Origin of the sequence: Gordonia amarae NBRC 15530, assembly GCF_000241345.1 — a bacterium.
Classification (GTDB): Bacteria; Actinomycetota; Actinomycetes; order Mycobacteriales; family Mycobacteriaceae; genus Gordonia; species Gordonia amarae.
Genome location: NZ_BAED01000061.1, coordinates 76,988 through 97,060, shown reverse-complemented (window position 1 = coordinate 97,060; position 20,073 = coordinate 76,988). Strand labels below are relative to the sequence as shown.

Annotated in this window: 21 protein-coding genes; 10 read left to right on the top strand and 11 right to left on the bottom strand. The window is 66.7% G+C overall.

Features of this window, described 5'->3' with window-relative positions; genetic code table 11:
- Nucleotides 1-2: 2 nt before the first annotated feature.
- Genes GOAMR_RS17770 through GOAMR_RS17755 form a run of 4 tightly spaced genes read right to left on the bottom strand, consistent with a single transcriptional unit; the run spans nt 3 to nt 3,875 of the window.
- The gene (locus GOAMR_RS17770) at nt 3-863 is read right to left on the bottom strand and encodes an ABC transporter permease (RefSeq protein WP_005191069.1); all 861 of its coding nucleotides are present in this window, start codon (nt 861-863) and stop codon (nt 3-5) included.
- Entirely contained in the window at nt 863-1,798 is a 936-nt protein-coding gene (locus GOAMR_RS17765; protein ID WP_005191068.1) for an MlaE family ABC transporter permease, read from the bottom strand. Before GOAMR_RS17765 ends, GOAMR_RS17770 begins: the two co-directional genes overlap by 1 nt.
- Nucleotides 1,799-1,812: 14 nt before the next feature.
- A complete protein-coding gene (locus GOAMR_RS17760) occupies nt 1,813-2,568 on the bottom strand; it encodes an SDR family NAD(P)-dependent oxidoreductase (RefSeq protein WP_005191066.1) in 756 nt (251 codons plus the stop codon).
- Complete coding sequence (locus tag GOAMR_RS17755) at nt 2,565-3,875, bottom strand: cytochrome P450 (RefSeq protein WP_005191065.1); 1,311 nt, start codon at nt 3,873-3,875, stop codon at nt 2,565-2,567. The genes GOAMR_RS17760 and GOAMR_RS17755 overlap by 4 nt, the downstream gene beginning before the upstream one ends.
- Before the next feature lie 241 nt (nt 3,876-4,116).
- Here GOAMR_RS17755 and GOAMR_RS17750 point away from each other — a divergent pair, with 241 nt between their 5' ends.
- The 3 genes from GOAMR_RS17750 (at nt 4,117) to GOAMR_RS17740 (ending at nt 6,429) form a co-directional block, all read left to right on the top strand.
- Nucleotides 4,117-4,755, top strand: coding sequence for a TetR/AcrR family transcriptional regulator (locus tag GOAMR_RS17750; protein WP_005191060.1), 639 nt, complete (start codon nt 4,117-4,119; stop codon nt 4,753-4,755).
- Between the two features lie 112 nt (nt 4,756-4,867).
- Entirely contained in the window at nt 4,868-5,287 is a 420-nt protein-coding gene (locus GOAMR_RS17745) for a Zn-ribbon domain-containing OB-fold protein (protein ID WP_005191057.1), read from the top strand.
- Nucleotides 5,284-6,429: a thiolase family protein gene (locus GOAMR_RS17740; protein ID WP_040515719.1), complete on the top strand. Its 1,146-nt coding sequence runs from the start codon at nt 5,284-5,286 to the stop codon at nt 6,427-6,429. Before GOAMR_RS17745 ends, GOAMR_RS17740 begins: the two co-directional genes overlap by 4 nt.
- 84 nt (nt 6,430-6,513) lie before the next feature.
- Here GOAMR_RS17740 and GOAMR_RS17735 read toward each other — a convergent pair whose 3' ends face one another.
- Nucleotides 6,514-7,113, bottom strand: coding sequence for a helix-turn-helix transcriptional regulator (locus GOAMR_RS17735; protein WP_005191050.1), 600 nt, complete (start codon nt 7,111-7,113; stop codon nt 6,514-6,516).
- A gap of 143 nt (nt 7,114-7,256) precedes the next feature.
- Here GOAMR_RS17735 and GOAMR_RS17730 point away from each other — a divergent pair, with 143 nt between their 5' ends.
- The gene (locus GOAMR_RS17730; protein WP_005191047.1) at nt 7,257-8,192 is read left to right on the top strand and encodes a TetR/AcrR family transcriptional regulator; all 936 of its coding nucleotides are present in this window, start codon (nt 7,257-7,259) and stop codon (nt 8,190-8,192) included.
- A 151-nt stretch (nt 8,193-8,343) separates the two neighbouring features.
- Nucleotides 8,344-8,745, top strand: a complete 402-nt coding sequence (locus GOAMR_RS17725; RefSeq protein ID WP_005191045.1) for a hypothetical protein — start codon at nt 8,344-8,346, stop codon at nt 8,743-8,745.
- A gap of 119 nt (nt 8,746-8,864) precedes the next feature.
- Here GOAMR_RS17725 and GOAMR_RS17720 read toward each other — a convergent pair whose 3' ends face one another.
- On the bottom strand, nt 8,865-9,986 hold the full coding sequence (locus GOAMR_RS17720; protein ID WP_244427444.1) for a DUF3089 domain-containing protein: 1,122 nt from the start codon (nt 9,984-9,986) through the stop codon (nt 8,865-8,867).
- A gap of 277 nt (nt 9,987-10,263) precedes the next feature.
- Between GOAMR_RS17720 and GOAMR_RS17715 the strand changes: the two genes are divergently transcribed.
- The gene (locus GOAMR_RS17715) at nt 10,264-10,677 is read left to right on the top strand and encodes a hypothetical protein (RefSeq protein ID WP_005191040.1); all 414 of its coding nucleotides are present in this window, start codon (nt 10,264-10,266) and stop codon (nt 10,675-10,677) included.
- A gap of 127 nt (nt 10,678-10,804) precedes the next feature.
- Nucleotides 10,805-11,206, top strand: a complete 402-nt coding sequence (locus GOAMR_RS23775) for a hypothetical protein (protein ID WP_005191037.1) — start codon at nt 10,805-10,807, stop codon at nt 11,204-11,206.
- Nucleotides 11,207-11,360: 154 nt separating this feature from the next.
- Here the strand turns inward: GOAMR_RS23775 and GOAMR_RS17705 are convergent, their stop codons facing one another.
- Nucleotides 11,361-12,869, bottom strand: a complete 1,509-nt coding sequence (locus GOAMR_RS17705) for a glutamate-cysteine ligase family protein (RefSeq protein ID WP_005191034.1) — start codon at nt 12,867-12,869, stop codon at nt 11,361-11,363.
- A 92-nt stretch (nt 12,870-12,961) separates the two neighbouring features.
- On the opposite strand from GOAMR_RS17705, the gene GOAMR_RS17700 reads away from it, so the two are divergent.
- From GOAMR_RS17700 to purM, 3 genes are all read left to right on the top strand, one after another.
- On the top strand, nt 12,962-13,354 hold the full coding sequence (locus GOAMR_RS17700; protein WP_040515718.1) for a sterol carrier family protein: 393 nt from the start codon (nt 12,962-12,964) through the stop codon (nt 13,352-13,354).
- A gap of 319 nt (nt 13,355-13,673) precedes the next feature.
- Nucleotides 13,674-15,242, top strand: coding sequence for an amidophosphoribosyltransferase (gene purF / locus GOAMR_RS17695; RefSeq protein ID WP_005191028.1), 1,569 nt, complete (start codon nt 13,674-13,676; stop codon nt 15,240-15,242).
- A 151-nt stretch (nt 15,243-15,393) separates the two neighbouring features.
- On the top strand, nt 15,394-16,491 hold the full coding sequence (gene purM / locus GOAMR_RS17690) for a phosphoribosylformylglycinamidine cyclo-ligase (protein WP_005191025.1): 1,098 nt from the start codon (nt 15,394-15,396) through the stop codon (nt 16,489-16,491).
- Between the two features lie 234 nt (nt 16,492-16,725).
- Here purM and GOAMR_RS24295 read toward each other — a convergent pair whose 3' ends face one another.
- From GOAMR_RS24295 to GOAMR_RS17675, 4 genes are all read right to left on the bottom strand, one after another.
- Nucleotides 16,726-16,902 (bottom strand): DUF3073 domain-containing protein, encoded by a 177-nt coding sequence (locus tag GOAMR_RS24295; protein ID WP_005191023.1) that lies wholly within the window; start codon nt 16,900-16,902, stop codon nt 16,726-16,728.
- A gap of 120 nt (nt 16,903-17,022) precedes the next feature.
- Nucleotides 17,023-17,673 carry an MOSC domain-containing protein gene (locus GOAMR_RS17685; protein ID WP_005191020.1) on the bottom strand — a complete coding sequence of 217 codons (651 nt, stop codon included), beginning with the start codon at nt 17,671-17,673 and terminating at the stop codon, nt 17,023-17,025.
- On the bottom strand, nt 17,670-18,848 hold the full coding sequence (ygfZ, locus tag GOAMR_RS17680) for a CAF17-like 4Fe-4S cluster assembly/insertion protein YgfZ (RefSeq protein ID WP_040515717.1): 1,179 nt from the start codon (nt 18,846-18,848) through the stop codon (nt 17,670-17,672). Before ygfZ ends, GOAMR_RS17685 begins: the two co-directional genes overlap by 4 nt.
- Before the next feature lie 61 nt (nt 18,849-18,909).
- Nucleotides 18,910-19,956 (bottom strand): hypothetical protein, encoded by a 1,047-nt coding sequence (locus GOAMR_RS17675; RefSeq protein ID WP_005191014.1) that lies wholly within the window; start codon nt 19,954-19,956, stop codon nt 18,910-18,912.
- Nucleotides 19,957-20,073 lie beyond the last annotated feature (117 nt).

Genomic DNA, 20,073 nt, shown 5'->3' with positions numbered 1-20,073 from the left:
CCCTACCCGCTCAATCGGGCCGCGGAGTCGATGCCCCAGAACAGAATGGTCGCGATGAGGTTGGCGACGATCATCGCCGAGATCGCCGCCCGCATCGCCCGGCCCGCGGCCGTGCCCACCCCCTGCGGTCCGCCGCTGGCGTAGAAGCCGTAGTAGCACTGGATGATAGAGGTGATGATGACGAAGATGATCGCCTTGGCCAGCGAGTACAGCACGTCGACGGGGCTGAGAACCAACTGGAAGTAGTGCTGGTAGGTGCCATTGGACAGCCCGCCCGACAGGAACACCACCGCCTGCACCGCAAGGTAATTCAGTGCCAGGCACAGCAGATACAGCGGGACCACGGCGATGACGGCGGCGAACAGCCGGGTGGACACCAGATAGGGGATCGGCCGGATCGCGATGCTTTCGAGTGCGTCGATCTCCTCCGAGATCCGCATCGCACCGAGCTGCGCGGTGAACCGGCAGCCGGCCTGGGAGGCGAACGCCAACGACGCCATCAGCGGGGCGAGTTCGCGGGTGGCGGCGGTGGAGGCCACCATGCCGGTGGCCGGTTCCATGCCGAGCATCTGCAGCGCGTTGTAGCCCTCGATGCCGACGATCGCCCCGCCGGCCGCGCCGAGCACGAGGATCACGCCCGCGGTGCCGCCGCCGACGACGATCGACCCGTTGCCCCACGTCACATCGGACAGCACCCGCTGGGTCTCCTTGGCATAGTGCTTGACCGCCAACGGGATCGCGCCGATGGCGCGGACACAGAACCAGGCGAGGTGACCGAGCCGGAGCCACCATGCGGTGACCGCCTTGGTAGCGACGACCAGCGGCCGGGTACCGGGCGGATAGTAGGGAGCGGGTGCGGCCATCAGAAACCTGTCCGGGGAAAGAGCATCACGTAGAGCTGGGTGAAGCCGACGTTCACCAGCATCAGCAGGATGATCGACGCGACCACCGTGGCGTTGACCGCATTGGCCACCCCGGCAGGGCCGCCGCTGGTGTTCAAGCCCTTGTGACAGGCCACGATTGCCACGATCGCGCCGAACACGGCGGCCTTGATCATGGTGAGGATGAAGTCGTTGACGGTGGCGAACGAGGCGAACGTGGTGACGAAGGTGCCGGGGGTTCCGTTCTGCACGAACACGTTGAAGATGTAGCCGGAGAAGAAGCCGACGAAACAGATCACGCCGGTGAGGCAGACGCTGACCAGCACGGCGGCCACCATGCGCGGCACCACCAGGCGCTGGATCACCGACAGGCCCATCACCTCCATCGCGTCGATCTCCTCACGGATCGTGCGGGAACCGAGGTCGGCGCACACCGCCGATCCGGCCGCCGCCGCCATCAGCAGGGCCGCCACCATCGGCGCGCCCTGCCGGATGACGGCCAGACCGCTCGCGGCCCCCGCCAGGGAGGTGGCGCCCACCTGTGCGGCCAGCAGCGCGAACTGGATCGACAGGGTCATGCCGATGGGGATGGCCACGAACACCGTCGGCAGCGCCGACGCCGACGTCATGAACGCCGCCTGCCGCACGAACTCTTTCCACGGAAACCGCAGCGCGATGATGTCGGTGACCAGGAAGACGAGCGCCTGCCAGCCCAGCACGACCTGCCCGCCGACGGTGGCGAGCGAGGCGATCGGGTGGCGTCGGGCGTACCCGCGCATCCAGTTGCCGATCTCGGCCGACGCCGACGGCGGTGCCGGGGCGCCGTCAGGGGTGCTGACGGCGGCGACCGCGCGTTCGGGCACCGCGACGGTGTCGGCCGGGGGTGTGTCCACCTTCGGCCGGTCGACGGTTGTCATAGGGAATCCTGAGGTCAGATGTACCAGCCGCCGTTGACGCCGATCACTTGGCCGGTGATGAACCCGGCCTGCTCGGAGCACAGGAACACGGCGGCGGCGGCGATGTCGTCGGGCTGACCGGTGCGCCGGACAGGGGTCATCATGGCCAGGTCGTCGAGTTTGGGCAGCAGGCCGGCCTCGACGGCGGTGTCGGCCATCGGGGTGGCGATGATCGACGGCGGAATCGTGTTGGCGGTGATGCCCTGCGGCGAGAACTCGAAGGCGAGTGCCTTGGTGAGAGCGATGACGCCACCCTTGGACGCCACGTAGTGACCGCGGTCGGGGGCGCCGGACTGGGCGCTCGACGACGAGATGGTGACGATGCGTCCCCAGCCACCGGCCTGCATGTCGGGGATCACCGACTGGGTGGAGTTGAACGTCCCGGTGAGGTTGACCCCGATGACCCGGTTCCATTCCTCGGCGGTGATGTCGGTGAACGGGGTCTGCGCGTCGATGCCGGCACTGGTCACGAGAATCTCGACGGGACCGAACTTTTCGCGAACCTGACCGACGGCCTTGTCGACGCTGGTGCGGTCGGCGACGTCGACGTGCAGGCCGATCGCCTCACCGCCGGCGGCGACGATCTTCGCGGCCACCGATTCGGCGCCCTCGGTGTTGAAGTCGAGGGCGGCGACGCGATGCCCGGTGGCACCGAGCTGTTCGGCGACCGCGGCGCCGATCCCCGATCCGCCGCCGGTGACGATCGCTACCCGGCTCTTGTTTGCGCTCATGCCTTCTCGCTTTCGATGGGGGTGAACTCCAGATGCAGCTCGGTGAGTCCACGCAGGATGTAGGTCGGTTCGAAGTCGTAGTGCCGGTCGCCCTCGGGGCCGTGGTGCTCCTCGGAGATGCGGATGTCGGCCATGCGGTCGAGGAACTTCTCGATGGTCACCAGCCCCTCGGCCCGGGCCAGCGGGGCACCGGGGCAGGAGTGGATGCCGCGGCCGAACGCCAACTGCTCGCGCACGTTCGCGCGGTCGATGTCGAATTCGTTGGGTTCGGTGAAGGTTTCGGGATCCCTGTTGACCGCACCGGGGCAGATCATCACCGTCGAACCGGCCGGGACATCGGTGCCCCCAAGGGTGGTGTCGCGCACCGCAACCCGGAAATCGCTCTTGACCGGGCTCTCCAGTCGCAGCGTCTCCTCGATGAAGGTGGGGATGAGGCTGCGGTCATCGCGCAGCTTCTGCTGCAGGTCGGGGCGCTCACCGATCACGCGCAGCGCGGCGGTGATGAGCTTGGTGGTGGTCTCCTGACCGGCTGCGAACAGGAACGTAGCGGTGCGCACCACCTCGACGAGTTCGGGAATGGAGCCGTCGCGGTAGGTGGCCTGCGCCAGCAGCGTCAGCACGTCGTCGCGCGGAGTCTCGCGGCGGTCGGCGAGGTAGGCGGTGAACTTGTCGTCGAGCCACTGCAGCGGGTTCTCGGCCATCACCTCCTTGTCGAGGGCGCCGGGCCGGGCACCCTTGCGGGGCGAGCCGAGGACGGTGCGGAACTCCTCGTGGTCCTCCTCCGGGACGCCGAGGAGATCGGCGATCGTCAGCAGCGCGAATGACTTTCCGTAGTGGCCCATCAGCTCGCACGAGCCGGTGGCGATGAACTCGTCGATGAACTGATCGGCCAGGCGCGTCATGAACTCCTTGTTCTCCCCGATGCGCTTGGGGGTCAGGAGCCGGCTCAGGAGGCTGCGGGCACGGGCATGATCGGGCGGATCCATGGTGACCATGTGCTCGTGCAGCGGCAGCTCGGTGCGGTGGGCGGCGATCTGCTCGCTGATGTCGCTGCCCTCAGGCGTGAACGGCAGACCCGGGAACGGCCCCGACACCGAGATGCACGACGAGTAGTTGTCGGGGTCTTTCAGGACGGTGACCGCCTCGGCATGGCCGGTGACCGCGAAGACACCCATGTGGGATTCGCGGGTGACCGGGCACTTGCTGCGTAGTTCGTCGAAGTACGGGTACGGGTTGGGAACCAGTTCCTGGGCGGTGAAAAAGTCCAGGTCCAGGATGCCGCTGTCGTGGTCTTTGAGCTCGCTCACGGGTGTCTCCTCTGTCCGAATTGTGCGTTGCCGGGGCGGGTGTCACGTCGTTGTGGCACGACGGCCGGGGCTGTGCGGTTCGTGTGTGCGGGGGCTGAAGTCCGCGGAGTCGGGATGCTGAGCACTCGCTCAGCAATGTGACTAGGATTACCAGTCGGGAGTAGTGCGGTCAAGGTCACTGTCGAAACCTGGCCGGACCTGATGACGCTGTGGCACGGTTTGTCGGAATGGAGGTACCAGAATGGGTGACGGGCGCCGGGTCGGAGCGCGCGATGGGGCGAGCAGAATGGCGCTGCTCGATGCGGCCGAACGCTTGATGGTGGAAAGTGGTTACGCCGCAGTCACTTCCAGGAAGGTCGCGGAGGCGGCCGGGCTGAAGCCGCAATTGGTGCATTACTACTTCCGAACCATGGATGAACTCTTCATGGAGATGTTCCGGCGCAGAGCGGACGAGGGGGTGCGGACCCAGCGTGCGCTGCTCGACTGTCCGCAACCGCTGTGGGCGCTGTGGCAGTTCAGCATCGACCCGCAGATCGCGGCGTACACCACCGAACTGCTGGCGCTGGCGAACCACCGCAAGGAACTGCGTGCCGAGATCGCCCGCTACTCCGCCGAATTGCGTGCCGAGGCGCAGGTGATGGTCGAGAAGACATTCGCCAACGCCACAACCAGATACGGCGACGTACCGCCCGCTGTCGCGATCGTCGTCCTCACCAGCGTGTCGCGCGTGGTGATGATGGAGGAGTCGCTGGGATTCTCCGACGGCCACCGCGAATCGTTCGCCTTCATCGAGTCCGTCCTGACTGAGCTCGAGGGTGAGCCGCAGCAGTATTACGTGCCGCCGGCCTCGCCATATCCCACCTCCCGGGGCGAGAACTGATCCGGCTTGTGCGGGACCGGGGGTCGGTGGCGGGCGTGTGAGAACCATGTTTCCATAATACGAGAACATCGGATACAGTGACCGAGAATCAGAGAATCACTGGAGGGATGATATGCCCAAAGCCCTGGCGCCGGAGATCTCCACCTGGCCCGACGCGAATCCCCAGCTCATCGGCAGTCGCTGCGGAACGTGCGAGTTCGTGACCTTTCCCGCGCAAGACCGCTGCCCCAACTGCAGCACCGCAGGCATGACCGAGGAACTGCTGCCGCGGGCCGGAACGATCGTCGCGTGGACCGTGCAGAACTTCCCGCCCGGCGCGCCCTATGTGGGGCCGGTGGGGGAGGACTTCGAACCGTTCGGTGTCGGCCTCGTCGAACTCGACGGCGTGGTGCGCGTGGAGGGCCGGCTCACCGAGAACGACCCGGCGAAGATCGATTTCGGGCAGCGCGTCGAGCTGACGATGATCCCGTTCGCCGTCGACGACCACGGAGAAGACCTGTACACCTTCGCATTCCGGAGCATCGCACAATGACGAATGACGTAGCCATCATCGGCGTCGGCCTGCATCCGTTCGGCCGATTCCCCAAGACCGCCATGGAAATGGGGGCCGAGGCCATCGGCCTGGCCCTCGACGACGCCGGTCTGGAATGGAAGGACATCCAGTTCGGATTCGGCGGCAGCTATGAGATCTCCAACCCGGACGCGGTGACCCGGCTGGTCGGCCTGACCGGCATCACCTTCACCAACGTGTTCAACGCGTGCGCCACGTCGGCCAGTGCCATCGCGCAGACCGCCGACACCATCCGGCTGGGCACCTACGACATCGGCATCGCCGTCGGCATGGACAAGCATCCGCGCGGCGCGTTCACCGACAATCCGGCGAAACTGGCTCTGCCGCAGTGGTATGCGGAGAACGGGCAGTTCCTTACCACCAAGTTCTTCGGGATGAAGGCCAACCGCTACATCCACGATCACGGCATCTCCCCGCGCACGCTGGCGCGGGTGGCGGCCAAGAACTTCCGCAACGGTGAGAAGAACCCGAATGCCTTCCGCCGCACACCCATCAGCGAGGACGACATCCTGAACTCGCAGATGGTGAACTACCCGCTCACCCAGTACATGTTCTGCTCGCCCGACGAGGGTGCGGCGGCGGTGATCATGTGCCGCGGCGACCTCGCGCACAAGTTCACCGACAAGCCGGTGTTCCTGCGGGCCAGTGAGATCCGCACCCGGCGAGCCGGTGCCTACGAGGTGCACGCCACCTCCGCACCACTCGACGAGGATGTCTCGCCGACGGTGTACGCGGCCCGTGCCGCCTACGAGCGCGCCGGCATCGGCCCCGAGGATGTCGACATCGCCCAGCTGCAGGACACCGACGCCGGTGCCGAGGTGATCCACATGGCCGAGACCGGTCTGTGTAAAGACGGTGAGCAGGAACAACTTCTGGCCGAAGGTGCCACCGAGATCGGTGGTTCCATCCCCATCAACACCGACGGCGGTCTCATCGCCAACGGTGAACCGATCGGGGCGTCGGGCCTGCGGCAGATGCATGAACTGGTCAAGCAGTTGCGCGGCGAATGCGGCGACCGCCAGATTCCCGGCAGTCCGCGCGTCGGTCTCGCCCAGGTCTACGGAGCCCCCGGCACCGCCTCGGCGACGATCGTCTCGCTCTAGCCTCGTCTGCAGATCCACCCGAAACCGCGGGATCCTCCGTCGGTTTCGGGTGGATCTTGCTGTTGTGGGTGGAAGTGCGGGGGGTCAGCCGGCGGTGGCGTTGGCTGCGGGCTGGTCGATCCAGCCGTCGGCGATCAGCTCGACGAGAAGCTGTGACTTGTTGTTCACCGTCCGGCCCGCCAGGGTGTACCGCGCCACGACCCTGCGGAAGTGGGAGCGGACCGTGCTTTCGGAGATGTAATGGCGGCGCGCCGTCTGATAGATGGTCGCGCCGAGGGCGTAGGTGGTGATGACCTCCCGCTCGCGGGCGCTCAGGTGGACCCTGTCTTGTGCGGGGGTGGTGCAGTGGGTGGTGAGCAGCTCGCGCAGCCGGTCCGCCGCACCCGCGTCGTCGGGCAGACAGATCACGCCGTCGCCGGATGATCCGTCGTCGTAGATCGCAATGATCGCGGGGACGAGGCTTCGCAGCCGGGCGAGGTGAGCAGGGTCCCGCACGATCGCCACCCGGCAGGCGGGCAGCGGTGCGGCCCCGACATCGGCCAGGACGGCCCGGTAACCGAACGAACCGACGAGGGCGAGGAGCGCGGCGTCGGCGAAATCGTTCCGCCGGACGATCACGACGTCGTAGGCGACGGGCAGTGGTCGGAGGGTGACCGCGGGTCGATCGTTGATGGTGCTTGTCATGGCCGCTCCCTGTCTCTGCGTACGCTGCCCGGCTACCGCTCTGCCTGATCGCCACCGCTTACGGGTGGCGGACATTGTTCGGTATCGGACCAGACCAGTATGCTCAATGAGTATTGAGTACGCAATGTTCAAATGGGAGCGGGATGGCGCAAGAACCGGGCGCGAGCAGGTCGAAGATCAAGCGCAAGCCTCGGATGAATCCGGTCGAGGTGCGTCGGCGTGCGCTCGCCACCGCCGAGCAGATGGTGCTCACCGACGGGCTGATGGTCAGCATGGACCACATCAGCCTGGAGGAGATCATCGTGCGGGCGCAGGTCTCGCGCAGCGCCGTGCACCGGATGTGGCCGCGCAAGGAGGACTTCTTCGCCGACCTGCTGGTCCAGCTCGCCGACCGATCCGATGTCTCGCCGTCGGTATTCGATCCTCAGTCGCTTGCCGTGGCCATGGCCGCCCTGCGGGCGCAGATCGATCAGCTCGTGACGCCGGAAGGGCGGCTCGCGGTTCTGGTGGAGATCTGCCGGCAGGGAGCGATCCGCAACTTCGAGGCCAACCTGATCGAGGAATCGTGGCATGCGTTCGTCGTGTTGTCGGCGACCGGTATGTCGTTCGACGACGAGGTGCGCGCCACCCTCGGCGCCAAACTGGCGGCCTCCGAACGCAACTACGTCGACGGGATGGCACAGTTCTACTCGCTGCTGCTGCCGATCCTCGGCCGGCGCATCCGTCCGCAATTCGGCGGGCAGGCGCTCAACCTTCCGTCGGACTACCTGTACCTGGCCGAGGTGTGCTCGTCGGCCATTCAGGGGCAGGTGCTACGGGCGGGTATCACCGGCGGTGATCTGCTGCCCGACCTGCGCATGCCCACCGCCGACGCCGACCCGTTCGGCACCGGGTTGGCCAAGCCGTGGACCGGTCCCGCCCTGACCTTCACCTCAACGATGGTTGCCATGACCGAACCGATCCGCGACTACGTCTTCGACCGCGACGAGACCGAACGGCAGGTCACCGTGGCCATCGAGTATGTCGAGAACGCGCGCACCGCACGGGATTCCGACGGTGTGGAGCCGGTGCCGGAGTAGCTCCCGGCCCGGATGAGGCGCCAGGTCCAGGGCCGAGTGTGCAAGCGGTTGAGTTCCGGTGCGGTCCGAACGTGTCCGATTTGCTGAAATCCACCCCTCGGACGCTTAGCGGGGCTAACGTTTGGGGTGCGTTGAATCGGAAGGAAACGATATGAGCATCATCTCCAAGCGCAATGCGGTAGGGACGCTGTCGGCCGCCTTCGTGGCCGCGGCAGCGACGGTCGCCCTCGGCGTGGGCTCCGCGTCGGCCGCAGCCAAGGACATCAAGGTTCAGGAACCATTGGGAGGCTATGGAACCGGCTGTACCTACAAGGTAAGCGCGAATGTCACAGAGGCCGGAGACGCGTACTTCTACGAGCGTGAGAAGGGCGGCGAGTGGGTCGAGCTGAAGAAGGCCGAGGTCAAGAAGGCCGGGACCGTCAGTTTCGACTGGACTCCGAAGAAGACCGGTGATCGTGAGCTGAGAGTCGCGCAATTCTTCGGCACCGGCGCCGTCACCTCGGTCAAGGTGGTCAAGGGCACCGATCTGGGGTCCGTCTGCCTCGGGCTCTGACCAGGCCGATCATCGCCAACACCAAGGTCCGCCCGAAACTCCAGGATCTCCTGTGAGTTTCGGGCGGACCTTGGTGTTGGCGGTGGAGGTATCGGGGGCCACTGCCTCGCCGGATCAGTTCACCCCGTGTAGCTCTCGATCTGGTTGTGGGCGATGGCCACCAGTCGGTCCAGGCCCACGTTCATGTCCAGTAGGTGGGTGTCGAACAGGGGGAGTTCGTTGACGTGCTGAGGGCGGACCATTGTCAGGTGCAGTCGGTGGGTGCCGTTGGTGGTGGTGCACCGGCCAGTCGACCTGCCGGCGCTGGTGGTCCACGTCGACGATGACGTCGGTGAGGCGTCGGGGAACGTCGTGTACCGCATCAGCAGTGAGATGACGCCGTCGGCGAACGGCTTGCTCGGTACCGTCACCCCGACCGGGTTGCGGTTCCCGGAGAGGATGGCCGGGTCGGTGCACGCCACCTGATAGCCGGGGCCCGTCGGCAGGCCCATCGGCTCGCTCAGCGTCTCGGTTCTCGCGTCGCCGAACAGGGACGGCAGGCTGAGGACGTCGGTGGAGTAGGCCACGACGCAGCCGGATTGGCCTTGACGGGTACACAGCGGGATGTGGGTGAAGTCGCCGCCGGTGGTCCTGCCCGGCCTGGTCATCACGTTGCCGCCCATCAGGAACGCACCGACGACCTTCTTGCGCAGCGCCGGATCGGGGTCGATCTGTTCGCGGATCAGCTTGCGCAGCATCATCGTTCCCTGCGAATGACTGATGAAGATGACGCCGCGGCCGTGGTTGTCGTTACGCAGGTACTCCTGCCAGGCGCGCAGCACGTCGCTGTAGCCCGGCTTGGCGAAATCCCGATTGCCGAACTCGGCTGCCGTCGATGCGGGGGTCAACCCGGACAAGGTCATCTGCCGGTACACCGGGGCGAACATGCGGCACTGGGAGTTGAATCGCGCGGCCTGGAAGCGGGCGATCGAGCGTACCTCCGGCGCCGCGACGCGGTCGGCGATCAGCGCGGGCTGGTCGGTGACCGTGGGATACACGTAGAAGCAGTCGACCTTGCGGTCGGCGTCGGTGACCTTCGTGGCCGGTGTTGTCTTGCCGGTGCCCAGGTCGGTGGTGTCGTTCGGCAGGTCGCACGGGTCGTTCGCCTTGTCCGGATGACACAGCCAGTTGGTGTAGCCCTGGGGAGCGGCTTGTGCGCCGGGCGCCAGGAACGTTGCCATTGTCATGACCAGGGCCGTCATGGCCGCTACCGTGACCGACCGCCAAACCGTATGCATCAGATCTCCCCTCTGTATGGAAGTGATGTGAGTCACCTCCTGGAACCGTCGGTACTTTAGCAGCGGGCGGAGCGTTGAACCTGAGTTCGGTGTCAGATCGATATGTGGTGGTCCGGTCTGCGGGTGTCCTACCTGTTCGGCGATTGGCGGCGGCGCGGTAATCGGGTAGTCGGCTACGCGTTACGAGTGGAGCGCACGGCCTTACGTTTTTTCTGTTGCCGATCGGATGACAGGAAATGCTGTGAATCTCATCAGTGAGAACACCCGGACGATCTTGCTGCCGACGGCGTTCTCCGCGGTGGCGGCGGTATTTGTCGGTATCGGGCCGGTGGCGGCGATTGTGGGGCCGACCAGGATCGAGCTCCCGCAATCGGGTTCGGGCTACGGGATCGGGTGCACCTATACGGCGACCGCCCAGATGCGGGAAGCGGGTCACGTCTACCTGTTCGAGCGGGAGGCTGGTGGCTCGTGGGGTACGTCAGGGCGGAAGGTGTTCGCCCAAGCGGGTGCGGTGCGGATCGCGTGGACGCCCACGAAGGCCGGGCGGCGGGAGGTGAAGATCAGTGAGCAGAGGCTTGCCGCCGGCGTCGGGTCCGGAACTACCGTGTCGGTGAATCGCGGCGTCGCCCCCGGAGTCGGATGCTCCGGTCTGTGAGGCCTCGCCTCCAGGGATGATTCTTTCCCGATGGTCTTCGAACGTGTCCGATTTGCCGAATCCCCGCCATTGAGTTCTTAGCGGGTCTAACGTTTGAGGAGCGTTGAACCGGAAGAAAGGAAGCGATATGAGCATCATCTCCAAGCGCAACGCGGTAGTGACTCTGCCGGCTGCCTTTATTGCCGCGGCAGCGACGGTGGCCCTGGGTATGGGTCCCGCGTCTGCCGACGCCAAAGACATCAAGGTATCCACGCCGTTGGGTAACTACGGGACAGGCTGCACCTACAAGGTGACCGCGGACATCTCGAAGGCGGGCACTGTGTTCTTCTACGATTGGAAGAAGGGGAGCACGATCGGAACGTTCACCGATCAGGCCAAGGTGGACAAAGCCGGAACGGTCAGCTTCGACTGGAAGCCGAAGGTCGCCGGTGATCGGGTACTGAAGATCACGCACGACGGGGTCAGCACCACCGTCGACGTCAAGGTCGTCAAGGGCACCGACCTGGGGTCCGTCTGCGTCGGGCTCTGACCAGGACGAACCTCGCCACATGAAGGTCCGCCCGAAACTCCAGAATCTGCTGTGAGTTTCGGGCGGACCTTGCTGTTGTGGGTGGAGATATCGGGGGCCGCCGCGGTGAAACAGGGGTTGAATCCGGGGTCCATGTGTCTGGTGGTGTGAACCGCTACAGCGGCCAGGAGTGGACCGGTTCGCCCTCGTGCATGAGGGTGAGGTAGTCGCTGAGCATGCCGTGCAGGGCCTCGATGCGGTTGTCCCCGGCCTTCTCGCGGACGGCAACCGCATTGCGCTGCCATACGGCACCGGTTTGCCTTCGCAGGCAACGGCCTTCGATCACCGACAGATAGCGGGTGCGGGCCTTGGCGCCCACGCCGTACGAGCGCAGGCCGTCGTCGACGATGGGCAGGAGGCGGCGGAGGGTGAGTTCGTCGGGGCGGACCCAGCCGACCGTCGGCCAGTACAACTGGGCGTCGATGCCGTCGCGGGCGGCGGTGTGCAGGTTCTCGTCGGCGGCGTCGAACGACATCTGTGACCACAGCGGGCGGTCGGCGTCGACAAGGCCCCGCACCAGGCCGTAGTAGAAGGCGGCGTTGGCCATCGTGTCAACCACCGTCGGACCGGCGGGCAGGACCCGATTTTCCACGCGCAGATGGGCTTTGCCGTCGACGACGTCGTACACCGGCCGGTTCCATCGGTACACGGTGCCGTTGTGCAGGCGCAGCTCGTCGAGAGTCGGGATGCGGCCGGCATCGAGTTCGGCGAGCGGGTCGATGTCGGTGGATACAGGCAGCAGTGCGGGAAAGTAGCGGGTGTTCTCCTCGAACAGGTCGAAGATCGTGTTGATCCAGCGTTCGCCGAACCACACCCGCGGGCGCACGCCCTGATTCTTGAGTTCGAGCGGACGGGTGTCGGTGGCCTGCTCGAACACCGGGATGCGGCTCTCATGCCAGAGCGCCTTTCCGGCCAGGAATGGGGCGTTGCCCGCCAATGCCACCTGGATACCCGAAATCGCTTGTGCCGCATTCCAGTGCGCGGCGAAGTCCTCCGGCGCCACCCGCAGATGCAGTTGTAGCGAGGTGCACGCCGCCTCGGGGAGGATCGAATCGGACGTGATGTGCAGACGCTCCCGGTCACCCGATTCGCGTAGCGGCACCCCGGAGATGTCGATCTCCATGTCCTCGCCGCGGGCTGAGAAGATCTGCTCGTTGAGCAGGTCGTACCGCGGGTTGGCCGAAATCCAATGGTGGGCAAAGTGTTCGGTGCGCAGCGTGGGCAGCATGCCGATCATCGCCAGATGATTACCGGTGGCCGCAGCCCGTTCCTCGGCCTGGTTCAGGGAGGTCCGCAACGCCTGCTCAAGAGAGATCGTGTCCTGTTTGACGAATGGCCGCGGCGACACATTGATCTCGATGTTGAACTGGCCCAGCTCGGTCTGGAAATCGGGATCGGCGATCGCGTCGAGCACCGTCGCGTTGGCCTTGGCCGGATTCATGTCGGCGTCGACCAGATTCAGCTCCACCTCCATACCGAGCAGCGGCTCCGGAGGTCGGCCCTGATCGGTGAACAGGCCCTCGCGCAGCATGCGGGCGATCGCGTCGGTGCCCCTGGCGACCTGGGTGCGGAAGCGCACCCTGTCGTCGCCGGTGAAGGTGCGTGCGGACACATCGGTACCCATCTGTTGATTCTGCCCGAAATGCCCGGGACGATGCCGCAGAACAGACGATGCCGCCGAAGGGGAGTGATTGCCCGACGGGCAAACTTGTGGCCATGGCGTCGCGAAAAACCATTGACCTTGCCGAGGCCCGTGCGGCGGTCGTCGCCGTCGCCGACTGGGCGCGGGGTGGGGACGCTCCCGAACCTGGGCGGACCGAACTCGCGGCGGCGGTGCGGATGTCGGCGCGGACCCTCGCGCAGATCGCGCCCGGATCGTCGGTGGAGGTGCGGGTGCCGCCGTTCGCGGCGGTGCAATGCATCGAAGGGCCGCGGCACACGCGGGGCACACCGCCGAACGTCGTCGAAACCGATCCGCGGACGTGGCTGCGGATGGTGATCGGGGAGTTGTCGTTCGACGACGCGGTTGCCGGTGGTGATGTGAGTGCGTCCGGGTCGCGGGCGGGGGAGGTCGCGTCGTGGATGCCGGTGTTCCGGGTGCCGTCGTAGGGGCCGTTCGAGGTGGTGGCGTGAGGTGTCGAACGGTCGCCGGACCCTTCGCGACCCTCGCTCCTTCGTCGCTTCGGCCTCAGGGATCAAGGGGTGTGGTCGCGCCGTGTGATGCGGTGGCTTCGAGGGGAGTGGTGTAGTCGTGGGGGCACGGTTGGTGTGGCGGGGGTTACATTGGGAAGAAATCGCAGGTCCGGGGCGTTGCGTGAGGCGGAACCGGGGACGGCGAAACGCCGAGCGGGACGTCGAGAATTGGCGTGTCGGCGCTACCGGCCCGTAAACTTGTGGGCGTCTGACCCGCCGGCCTCTGGGGAGTGCGATGACCGACCTGTCGATCGACAGCAAAAACCTGATGGCCGCTGCGCCTTCCGCGTGTAGTGGGCATATCAGCGACGAACCCGAGAACGAGCCGCGCGAGGAGTGCGGCGTTTTTGGTGTCTGGGCCCCCGGCGAAGACGTCGCCAAGCTCAGCTACTACGGCCTGTACGCCTTGCAGCACCGTGGGCAGGAGGCCGCCGGCATCGCTGTCGGCGACGGCTCACAGGTACTCGTGTTCAAGGATCTGGGCCTGGTCAGCCAGGTGTTCGACGAGCAGACGCTCGGCGCGATGGTCGGGCACGTCGCCGTCGGGCACTGCCGGTACTCCACCACCGGATCGACCACCTGGGAGAACTCCCAGCCCATCTTCCGCACCACCGCGGCAGGGACCGGCGTGGCGCTCGGTCACAACGGTAATCTCGTCAACACCGCCCAGCTCGCCACCATGGCCCGCGAACTCGGTGTCTCCGGCGGACCGGCCACCTCCGACTCCGACATCGTCGGTGCGCTGCTCGCGCACGGGGCCGCCGACAGCACGCTGGAGCAGGCGGCGATGGATCTGCTGCCCAAGCTCAAGGGCGCGTTCTGCCTGACCTTCATGGACGAGCACACCCTGTACGCCGCCCGCGACCCGCACGGCGTGCGGCCCCTGTCGCTCGGCAGGCTCGACCGTGGCTGGGTGGTCGCCTCCGAGACCGCCGCCTTCGACATTGTGGGCGCCTCCTTTGTCCGCGACATCGAACCCGGCGAACTGCTGGCCATCGACGCCGACGGGGTGCGCACCAAGCGGTTCGCCGAGCCGACCCCGCGTGGCTGCGTGTTCGAGTACGTCTACCTGGCCCGCCCCGACAGCGTCATCCACGGCCGGTCCGTGAACTCCGCGCGCGTCGACATCGGGCGCCGGCTGGCCCGGGAGAACCCGGCGACCGGCGACCTGGTGATCCCGGTCCCCGAATCGGGCACTCCCGCCGCGATCGGCTTCGCCCAGGAATCGGGCATCCCGTACGGGCAGGGCCTGATGAAGAACGCCTACGTCGGCCGCACGTTCATCCAGCCGTCGCAGACCATCCGGCAGCTCGGCATCCGGCTCAAACTGAACCCGCTGCGCGAGGTTATCCGCGGTAAACGGCTCGTCGTCGTCGACGACTCCATCGTGCGCGGCAACACCCAGCGCGCCCTGATCCGCATGCTGCGCGAGGCCGGGGCCGCCGAGATCCACGTGCGCATCGCGTCGAGCCCCGTCCGCTGGCCGTGCTTCTACGGCATCGACTTCGCCTCGCCGGCCGAACTCATCGCCAACGGCATGGAGTCGGAGGCCGGCATGGTCGAAGGCGTGCGGCAGGCCATCGGCGCCGACTCGCTGGGCTACATCAGCATCGACGGCATGGTCGCCGCCACCGAACAGCCCCGGGCCAACCTGTGCGCGGCGTGCTTCGACGGCGACTACCCGATCGAGCTGCCCAAAGAGACGTCGATGGGCAAGGCCGTCCTCGAACAGATGCTGGCCAACGCCGCCGGTGATCCGCTGACGCAGTCCAACGACAACGTCAGCGCGATCATGCGGCCTTAACCCCTGCGGAGTTCCTCGGGTACCCTATGAGGCGCTGCCGAGCCCGACCGGGTGCGCCCACCGCGCACACTTCGATCGTGGTTCGGCTCTGACATGCCCGGGTTCCTCCCCGAATCACGGGTGCCGCGAATGCAACAAGGGGTGCGACCCGATGACCGACCACGACGCAGCTGACGGACCGAACAAGGACGGCGGAGCCTCCTACGCCGCGGCGGGTGTCGACATCGACGCCGGCGAACGGGCCGTCGAACTGTTCGCACCGCACGCCAAGCGGGCGTCGCGTCCCGAGGTCCTCGGTGGTCTGGGCGGATTCTCCGGCCTGTTCAAACTCAAGGGCTACCGCGAACCCGTGCTGTCCGCGGCCAGCGACGGCGTGGGCACCAAACTGGCTGTCGCGCAGGCGATGGGCGTGCACGACACCGTCGGCCGCGACCTCGTCGCCATGTGCGTCGACGACCTCGTGGTGTGCGGCGCCGAACCGCTGTTCCTGCAGGACTACATCGCCGTCGGCAAGGTGGTGCCGGAGACCGTCGCCGACATCGTCAAGGGCATCGCCGACGGCTGCGTCGACGCCGGGTGCGCACTGCTCGGCGGCGAGACCGCCGAACACCCCGGCCTGATGCACGAAACGCACTACGACCTGTCGGCGACCGCCGTCGGCGTGGTGGAGGCCGACTCGATCCTCTCACCCGACCTGGTGCGGCCCGGCGACGTCGTGATCGCGATGGGATCGTCCGGACTGCACTCCAACGGCTACTCACTTGCCCGTAAGGTGCTGCTCGAATGGGGGCACATGGACCTCGGCGGGCACGTCGAGGAGTTCGGGCGGACCCTCGGTGAGGAACTCCTCGAACCCACCCGCATCTACGCGCGTGACTGCCTCGCGCTGGCCGCCGAAACCGACGTGCGGACGTTCGCGCACGTCACCGGCGGCGGGCTCGCCGAGAATCTGGCCCGGGTCATCCCGGCCGGCCTGGTCGCGGAACTGGACCGGCACAGCTGGACGCCCGCGCCGGTGTTCACGATGATCGCCCAGCGTGGCCGCGTCGAGCAGGCCGAGATGGAACGCACCTTCAACATGGGTGTCGGGATGGTGGCTGTCGTGGCCCCCGAGGATACCGACCGGGCACAGGCCGTGCTCACCGCGCGGCACGTCGACAACTGGGTGCTCGGGTCCATCAAGACCGATCCCGGGCGTGGCAACGGTGGTGGGCACGTGGAGCTCATCGGGGAGCATCCTCGGTTCTGAGGCGGTCGTGGGGGTTGTGTGCGGTGGTGGTCCGGTCAGGTGCCGAAAGGTCGCCGGACCCCTCGTGACCCTCGCTCCTTCGTCGCTTCGGCCTCGGGGATCAAGGTGGGGCGCTTGGCTGCTCCCGGACACAACAATCACGCAGCACCCAACTTCCGGCGTGGGGACGCCGGGGAGGGTGCTGCGTGGTGTGTTTCTACCCGTGTGGGAGACGCGCCGATTACGCGTCGAGCCTCAGGCTCGACGCCACTCGTCTTCGTCAAGCCACTCGTCCACGGGATCCGGCCTGTTCGCCGAATCCCCCGAGTTCGACAGCTCGCGCTGCAAGCTGTCGAAGTCGGTATGGGGAGTGGAGTACTTCAGCTGACGAGCAACCTTCGTCTGCTTTGCTTTCGCCCGGCCGCGGCCCATATGGGACCCCCTCGCACAATGACGGGGCGGCCAACGGTGTGGCGGCCCCGTTCTGTAGGTAGTGAATCTGTCGTGGGGCCCAGTCTAGCGCGCCCGCCGGGACAATGTTGATTCCGGATCCTAAGTGCCGGCCGAACGTGTCGTGCGCTTGAGAATCCGGGTGGCGTCGCGGTGAACTTTGGGGGCGATTCCGGGGGTGGCGAGCAGTTTGTTCAGCCCGTCGGTGTTGTCGGTGCCACGGAACAGGTCGCGGACGCTGATGCCGTGATCGGGTCTGTCGACAACCGTCACGGTGTCGCCGGCGCCGACGGTGCCGGGGGTGATCACGCGCAGGTAGGCGCCGATGTCCGCGCGGGCGGTGAAGCGCTGGATCCACCGGTCCTCGCCCGACCATTCGGCGAACGTGCGGCACGGGACGCGGGGGATGGTGGTTTCCAGGACCAGACCGTCGTCGCCGACGGCCCAGCGTTCGCCGACGATGGCGTCGGTCACGTTCATACCGGCGATGCGGAGATTCTCACCGAACCAGCCGAACGGCAGGTCACGGCCCAGTTCCTCGGCCCAGCGGCCGGCCTCGGCGTCGTCGAAGCTGTACACGGCCTGATCGAGGCCGCCGTGGTGCTTGGTGTCGCAGACATGGTCGGTGACCAGTCCCGACTCGGTCACCGGGACGCGGGCGTCGGTGGGGCGTTTGTCGATGGCGGTCGCGGCGATCGTGGTGAGAGCGACATCGTGCCCGGCGGCGCACACCGCGAGGACGGTTCCGGTCATCGGGAACCTCCGCGCAGGCGTTCGACCGCCGCACGGCCCGCCTGGACGCCGGTGTCCTCGACGATCGAATCGGGGTCGATGCTCGCCGCCGCACCACCGGCCGACAGTTCGACGTCGGCGGCGACATTGCGTTTGATCAGGGCCAGCGCGATCGGCCCGTACTCGAAGTGGTCGACGACGGTGCCGATGCGGCCGACGGTGCGTCCGCCCGCGGTCACCGGTTCGCCGGGGGCGGGGCGTTCGTCGGCGCTGCCGTCGAGATGCAGCAGCACCAGCCTGCGCGGCGGTTTGCCGAGGTTGTGGACACGGGCGACCGTCTCCTGACCGCGGTAGCAACCCTTGTCCAGGTGCACCGCGCCGAACTGGTCGGGGCCACCGATCCAGCCGGCCTCGTGCGGGATGGTGCGGTCGTCGGTGTCGACGTCGATCTCCGGGCGCAGGGCGGCCACCCGCAGGGCGTCGTAGGCCCAGCTGCCGGCCATCGTGGCGCCGGCGTCGGTGATGCGTTCCCACCAGTAGGGCAGCAGCGATTCGGGGACGAGAAGGTCGACGACGGGGAGTGGGGTGTCGGTGCCGCCGGGGAGGGCGCCCAGCGGGGGCATACGGCGCCAGAAACCGAGCGGCTCGTCGTCGTGATGAGCCTCGGGGAGGTCGTCGGCGGCGTAGATCTCGGCGTCGGGGTTGATGCGCAGCATCTCGGCGACAGGGCCGCTGCGTGCGCCCGGGCCGACGAGGGTGAGGACACGCATGTCGGGGCGGGTGGCCGGCTCGGCCTTGGCCCAGAACACCATCTTCTTCAGGAACGTCACCAGCGGTGCGCCGTGCGGGCCGGGGGTGTCGATCCAGGTGATGTCGTCGATGTCGGTGAGGACGAAATGCTCCTCGACGCGGCCGTTGGCGTCCAGCGACAGATTCTCGGCGCTGCGGCGGTCCGGGAGGTTCGCGATGTGCTGGCTGGAGATGGTGTGCAGCCAGGTCAGGCGCTCGTCGCCGGATACTTCGATGACCGCGCGGTCGGAGCGGTCGACGACGATGACACCGGTGCCGGCGGCGCGCTGCTCGCCGAGCGGGTCGCCGTAATGCCATGCCGTGGCCGGGATGCCCTCCGGGGGCGCGGTGGGCGCGGGAACGGCCCCGATACCGCTGTACCTGCTCAGGATCGGTGAGGGGCTCACCCCTGTGATCCTACGCATGACGCCCGGCCGCCGGGTGCGGCCGGGCATCAGCGGGGTGTCGCTACTTCCAGGTGAAGTTGAGCTCGTTGTCGTCCTGGACCTCGGTGAGCTTGACAGAGCTGATCGTGGCGGTCTTGTTGGTCAGCACGAACAGACTGCAGAACTCGCGGTTGCCGCTGCCGTCATCGGACCCGTCCTTGCAGGGTTCGAACGAACCGAACGCGATCAGTGGACCGGAGTCGGAGCCGTCGGACGTGGTGATGTCGAACTTCGGGTGGGCGTACAGGAGGTCGGGCTTCTGCTCGAAGTCCAGCTTCGCGGTCTCGGGGGTTGGTTTCAGGACTCCGCGGACGTAGTAGAGCCGGCCGATCTGCTTGCGGACGTCCTCCTTGAACTTCTTGATATCGGAGTCCTTCGCCTCCTCCGGTTTGCCGACGGTGAAGGTGTAGGTGGCTTTCACGTTCTTCTTGTCGGCGAACGTGAACGCGGCCGGCTCGCCGAAGCCCAGTGAGGTGCCGGGCGCGGTCAGCTTGACCGGTTTCGGTGCCTCGGTCTTGGTGCTCGTCTCGACCGGGGCCGTGGGTGTGGTTGTCGGGGCGGTCGTCGGAGTGGACTTCGGCGCCGTGATGCCCTCGCTGAATTGCTTGTCGAAGCTGGTGACGGCGCTCTTCAGCTTGCTGTCGAAGGACGAGTCGCACTTGTCCTTGACCTGCTGCCAGACCTGCTTCTGATCGGCGAAGGCCTGGTCGCGGGCCGCGGTGTCCTTGGCCTTGACGGCGTCGTTGAACTTGGTGTTATTGGTGCCGCTCTGCTCGATCAGCGACTTGAGGTCGGAGTCCTTGACCAGCGGCGCGTAGACGGTCGCATTCTTGAGGGTGTCGTCATCGACGAGCAGGTCGTCGTTCTTTCCGGTGTACTCGAACTTCGATTTTCCGGTGAGCACGCTCGTCGCGGTGCTCAGCACCAGCGAGCAGTCGTTCTTCAGGTTGCCTGAGGATCCCGCGTTGTCGGAGGAGTTGTCGTCGCTGCCGCAGGCGGCGGCGCCGATCATGGTGGCGGCAGTTAGGGCGGCGATGGCGATGCGCCGCGTGGTGCGGATCTGTGTCATCTCGGAGGGTCCTGTTCTGTCCCGATTTCGTTGCCGCTGCTAATCAACGACAGTGGTCGACCGTAACGGACAGCGATGCTCACCAGAACGGGTGACGGGGGTCGATCGTGAGGGAGG

Bases quoted from the DNA above. Each gene is read 5' to 3' on its own strand.
- GOAMR_RS17770 (WP_005191069.1), bottom strand. From the start codon at position 863: ATGGCCGCACCCGCTCCCTACTATCCGCCCGGTACCCGGCCGCTGGTC.
- GOAMR_RS17765 (WP_005191068.1), bottom strand. From the start codon at position 1,798: ATGACAACCGTCGACCGGCCGAAGGTGGACACACCCCCGGCCGACACC.
- GOAMR_RS17760 (WP_005191066.1), bottom strand. From the start codon at position 2,568: ATGAGCGCAAACAAGAGCCGGGTAGCGATCGTCACCGGCGGCGGATCG.
- GOAMR_RS17750 (WP_005191060.1), top strand. From the start codon at position 4,117: ATGGGTGACGGGCGCCGGGTCGGAGCGCGCGATGGGGCGAGCAGAATG.
- GOAMR_RS17745 (WP_005191057.1), top strand. From the start codon at position 4,868: ATGCCCAAAGCCCTGGCGCCGGAGATCTCCACCTGGCCCGACGCGAAT.
- GOAMR_RS17740 (WP_040515719.1), top strand. From the start codon at position 5,284: ATGACGAATGACGTAGCCATCATCGGCGTCGGCCTGCATCCGTTCGGC.
- GOAMR_RS17735 (WP_005191050.1), bottom strand. From the start codon at position 7,113: ATGACAAGCACCATCAACGATCGACCCGCGGTCACCCTCCGACCACTG.
- GOAMR_RS17730 (WP_005191047.1), top strand. From the start codon at position 7,257: ATGGCGCAAGAACCGGGCGCGAGCAGGTCGAAGATCAAGCGCAAGCCT.
- GOAMR_RS17725 (WP_005191045.1), top strand. From the start codon at position 8,344: ATGAGCATCATCTCCAAGCGCAATGCGGTAGGGACGCTGTCGGCCGCC.
- GOAMR_RS17720 (WP_244427444.1), bottom strand. From the start codon at position 9,986: ATGACGGCCCTGGTCATGACAATGGCAACGTTCCTGGCGCCCGGCGCA.
- GOAMR_RS23775 (WP_005191037.1), top strand. From the start codon at position 10,805: ATGAGCATCATCTCCAAGCGCAACGCGGTAGTGACTCTGCCGGCTGCC.
- GOAMR_RS17705 (WP_005191034.1), bottom strand. From the start codon at position 12,869: ATGGGTACCGATGTGTCCGCACGCACCTTCACCGGCGACGACAGGGTG.
- GOAMR_RS17700 (WP_040515718.1), top strand. From the start codon at position 12,962: ATGGCGTCGCGAAAAACCATTGACCTTGCCGAGGCCCGTGCGGCGGTC.
- purF (WP_005191028.1), top strand. From the start codon at position 13,674: ATGACCGACCTGTCGATCGACAGCAAAAACCTGATGGCCGCTGCGCCT.
- purM (WP_005191025.1), top strand. From the start codon at position 15,394: ATGACCGACCACGACGCAGCTGACGGACCGAACAAGGACGGCGGAGCC.
- GOAMR_RS24295 (WP_005191023.1), bottom strand. From the start codon at position 16,902: ATGGGCCGCGGCCGGGCGAAAGCAAAGCAGACGAAGGTTGCTCGTCAG.
- GOAMR_RS17685 (WP_005191020.1), bottom strand. From the start codon at position 17,673: ATGACCGGAACCGTCCTCGCGGTGTGCGCCGCCGGGCACGATGTCGCT.
- GOAMR_RS17675 (WP_005191014.1), bottom strand. From the start codon at position 19,956: ATGACACAGATCCGCACCACGCGGCGCATCGCCATCGCCGCCCTAACT.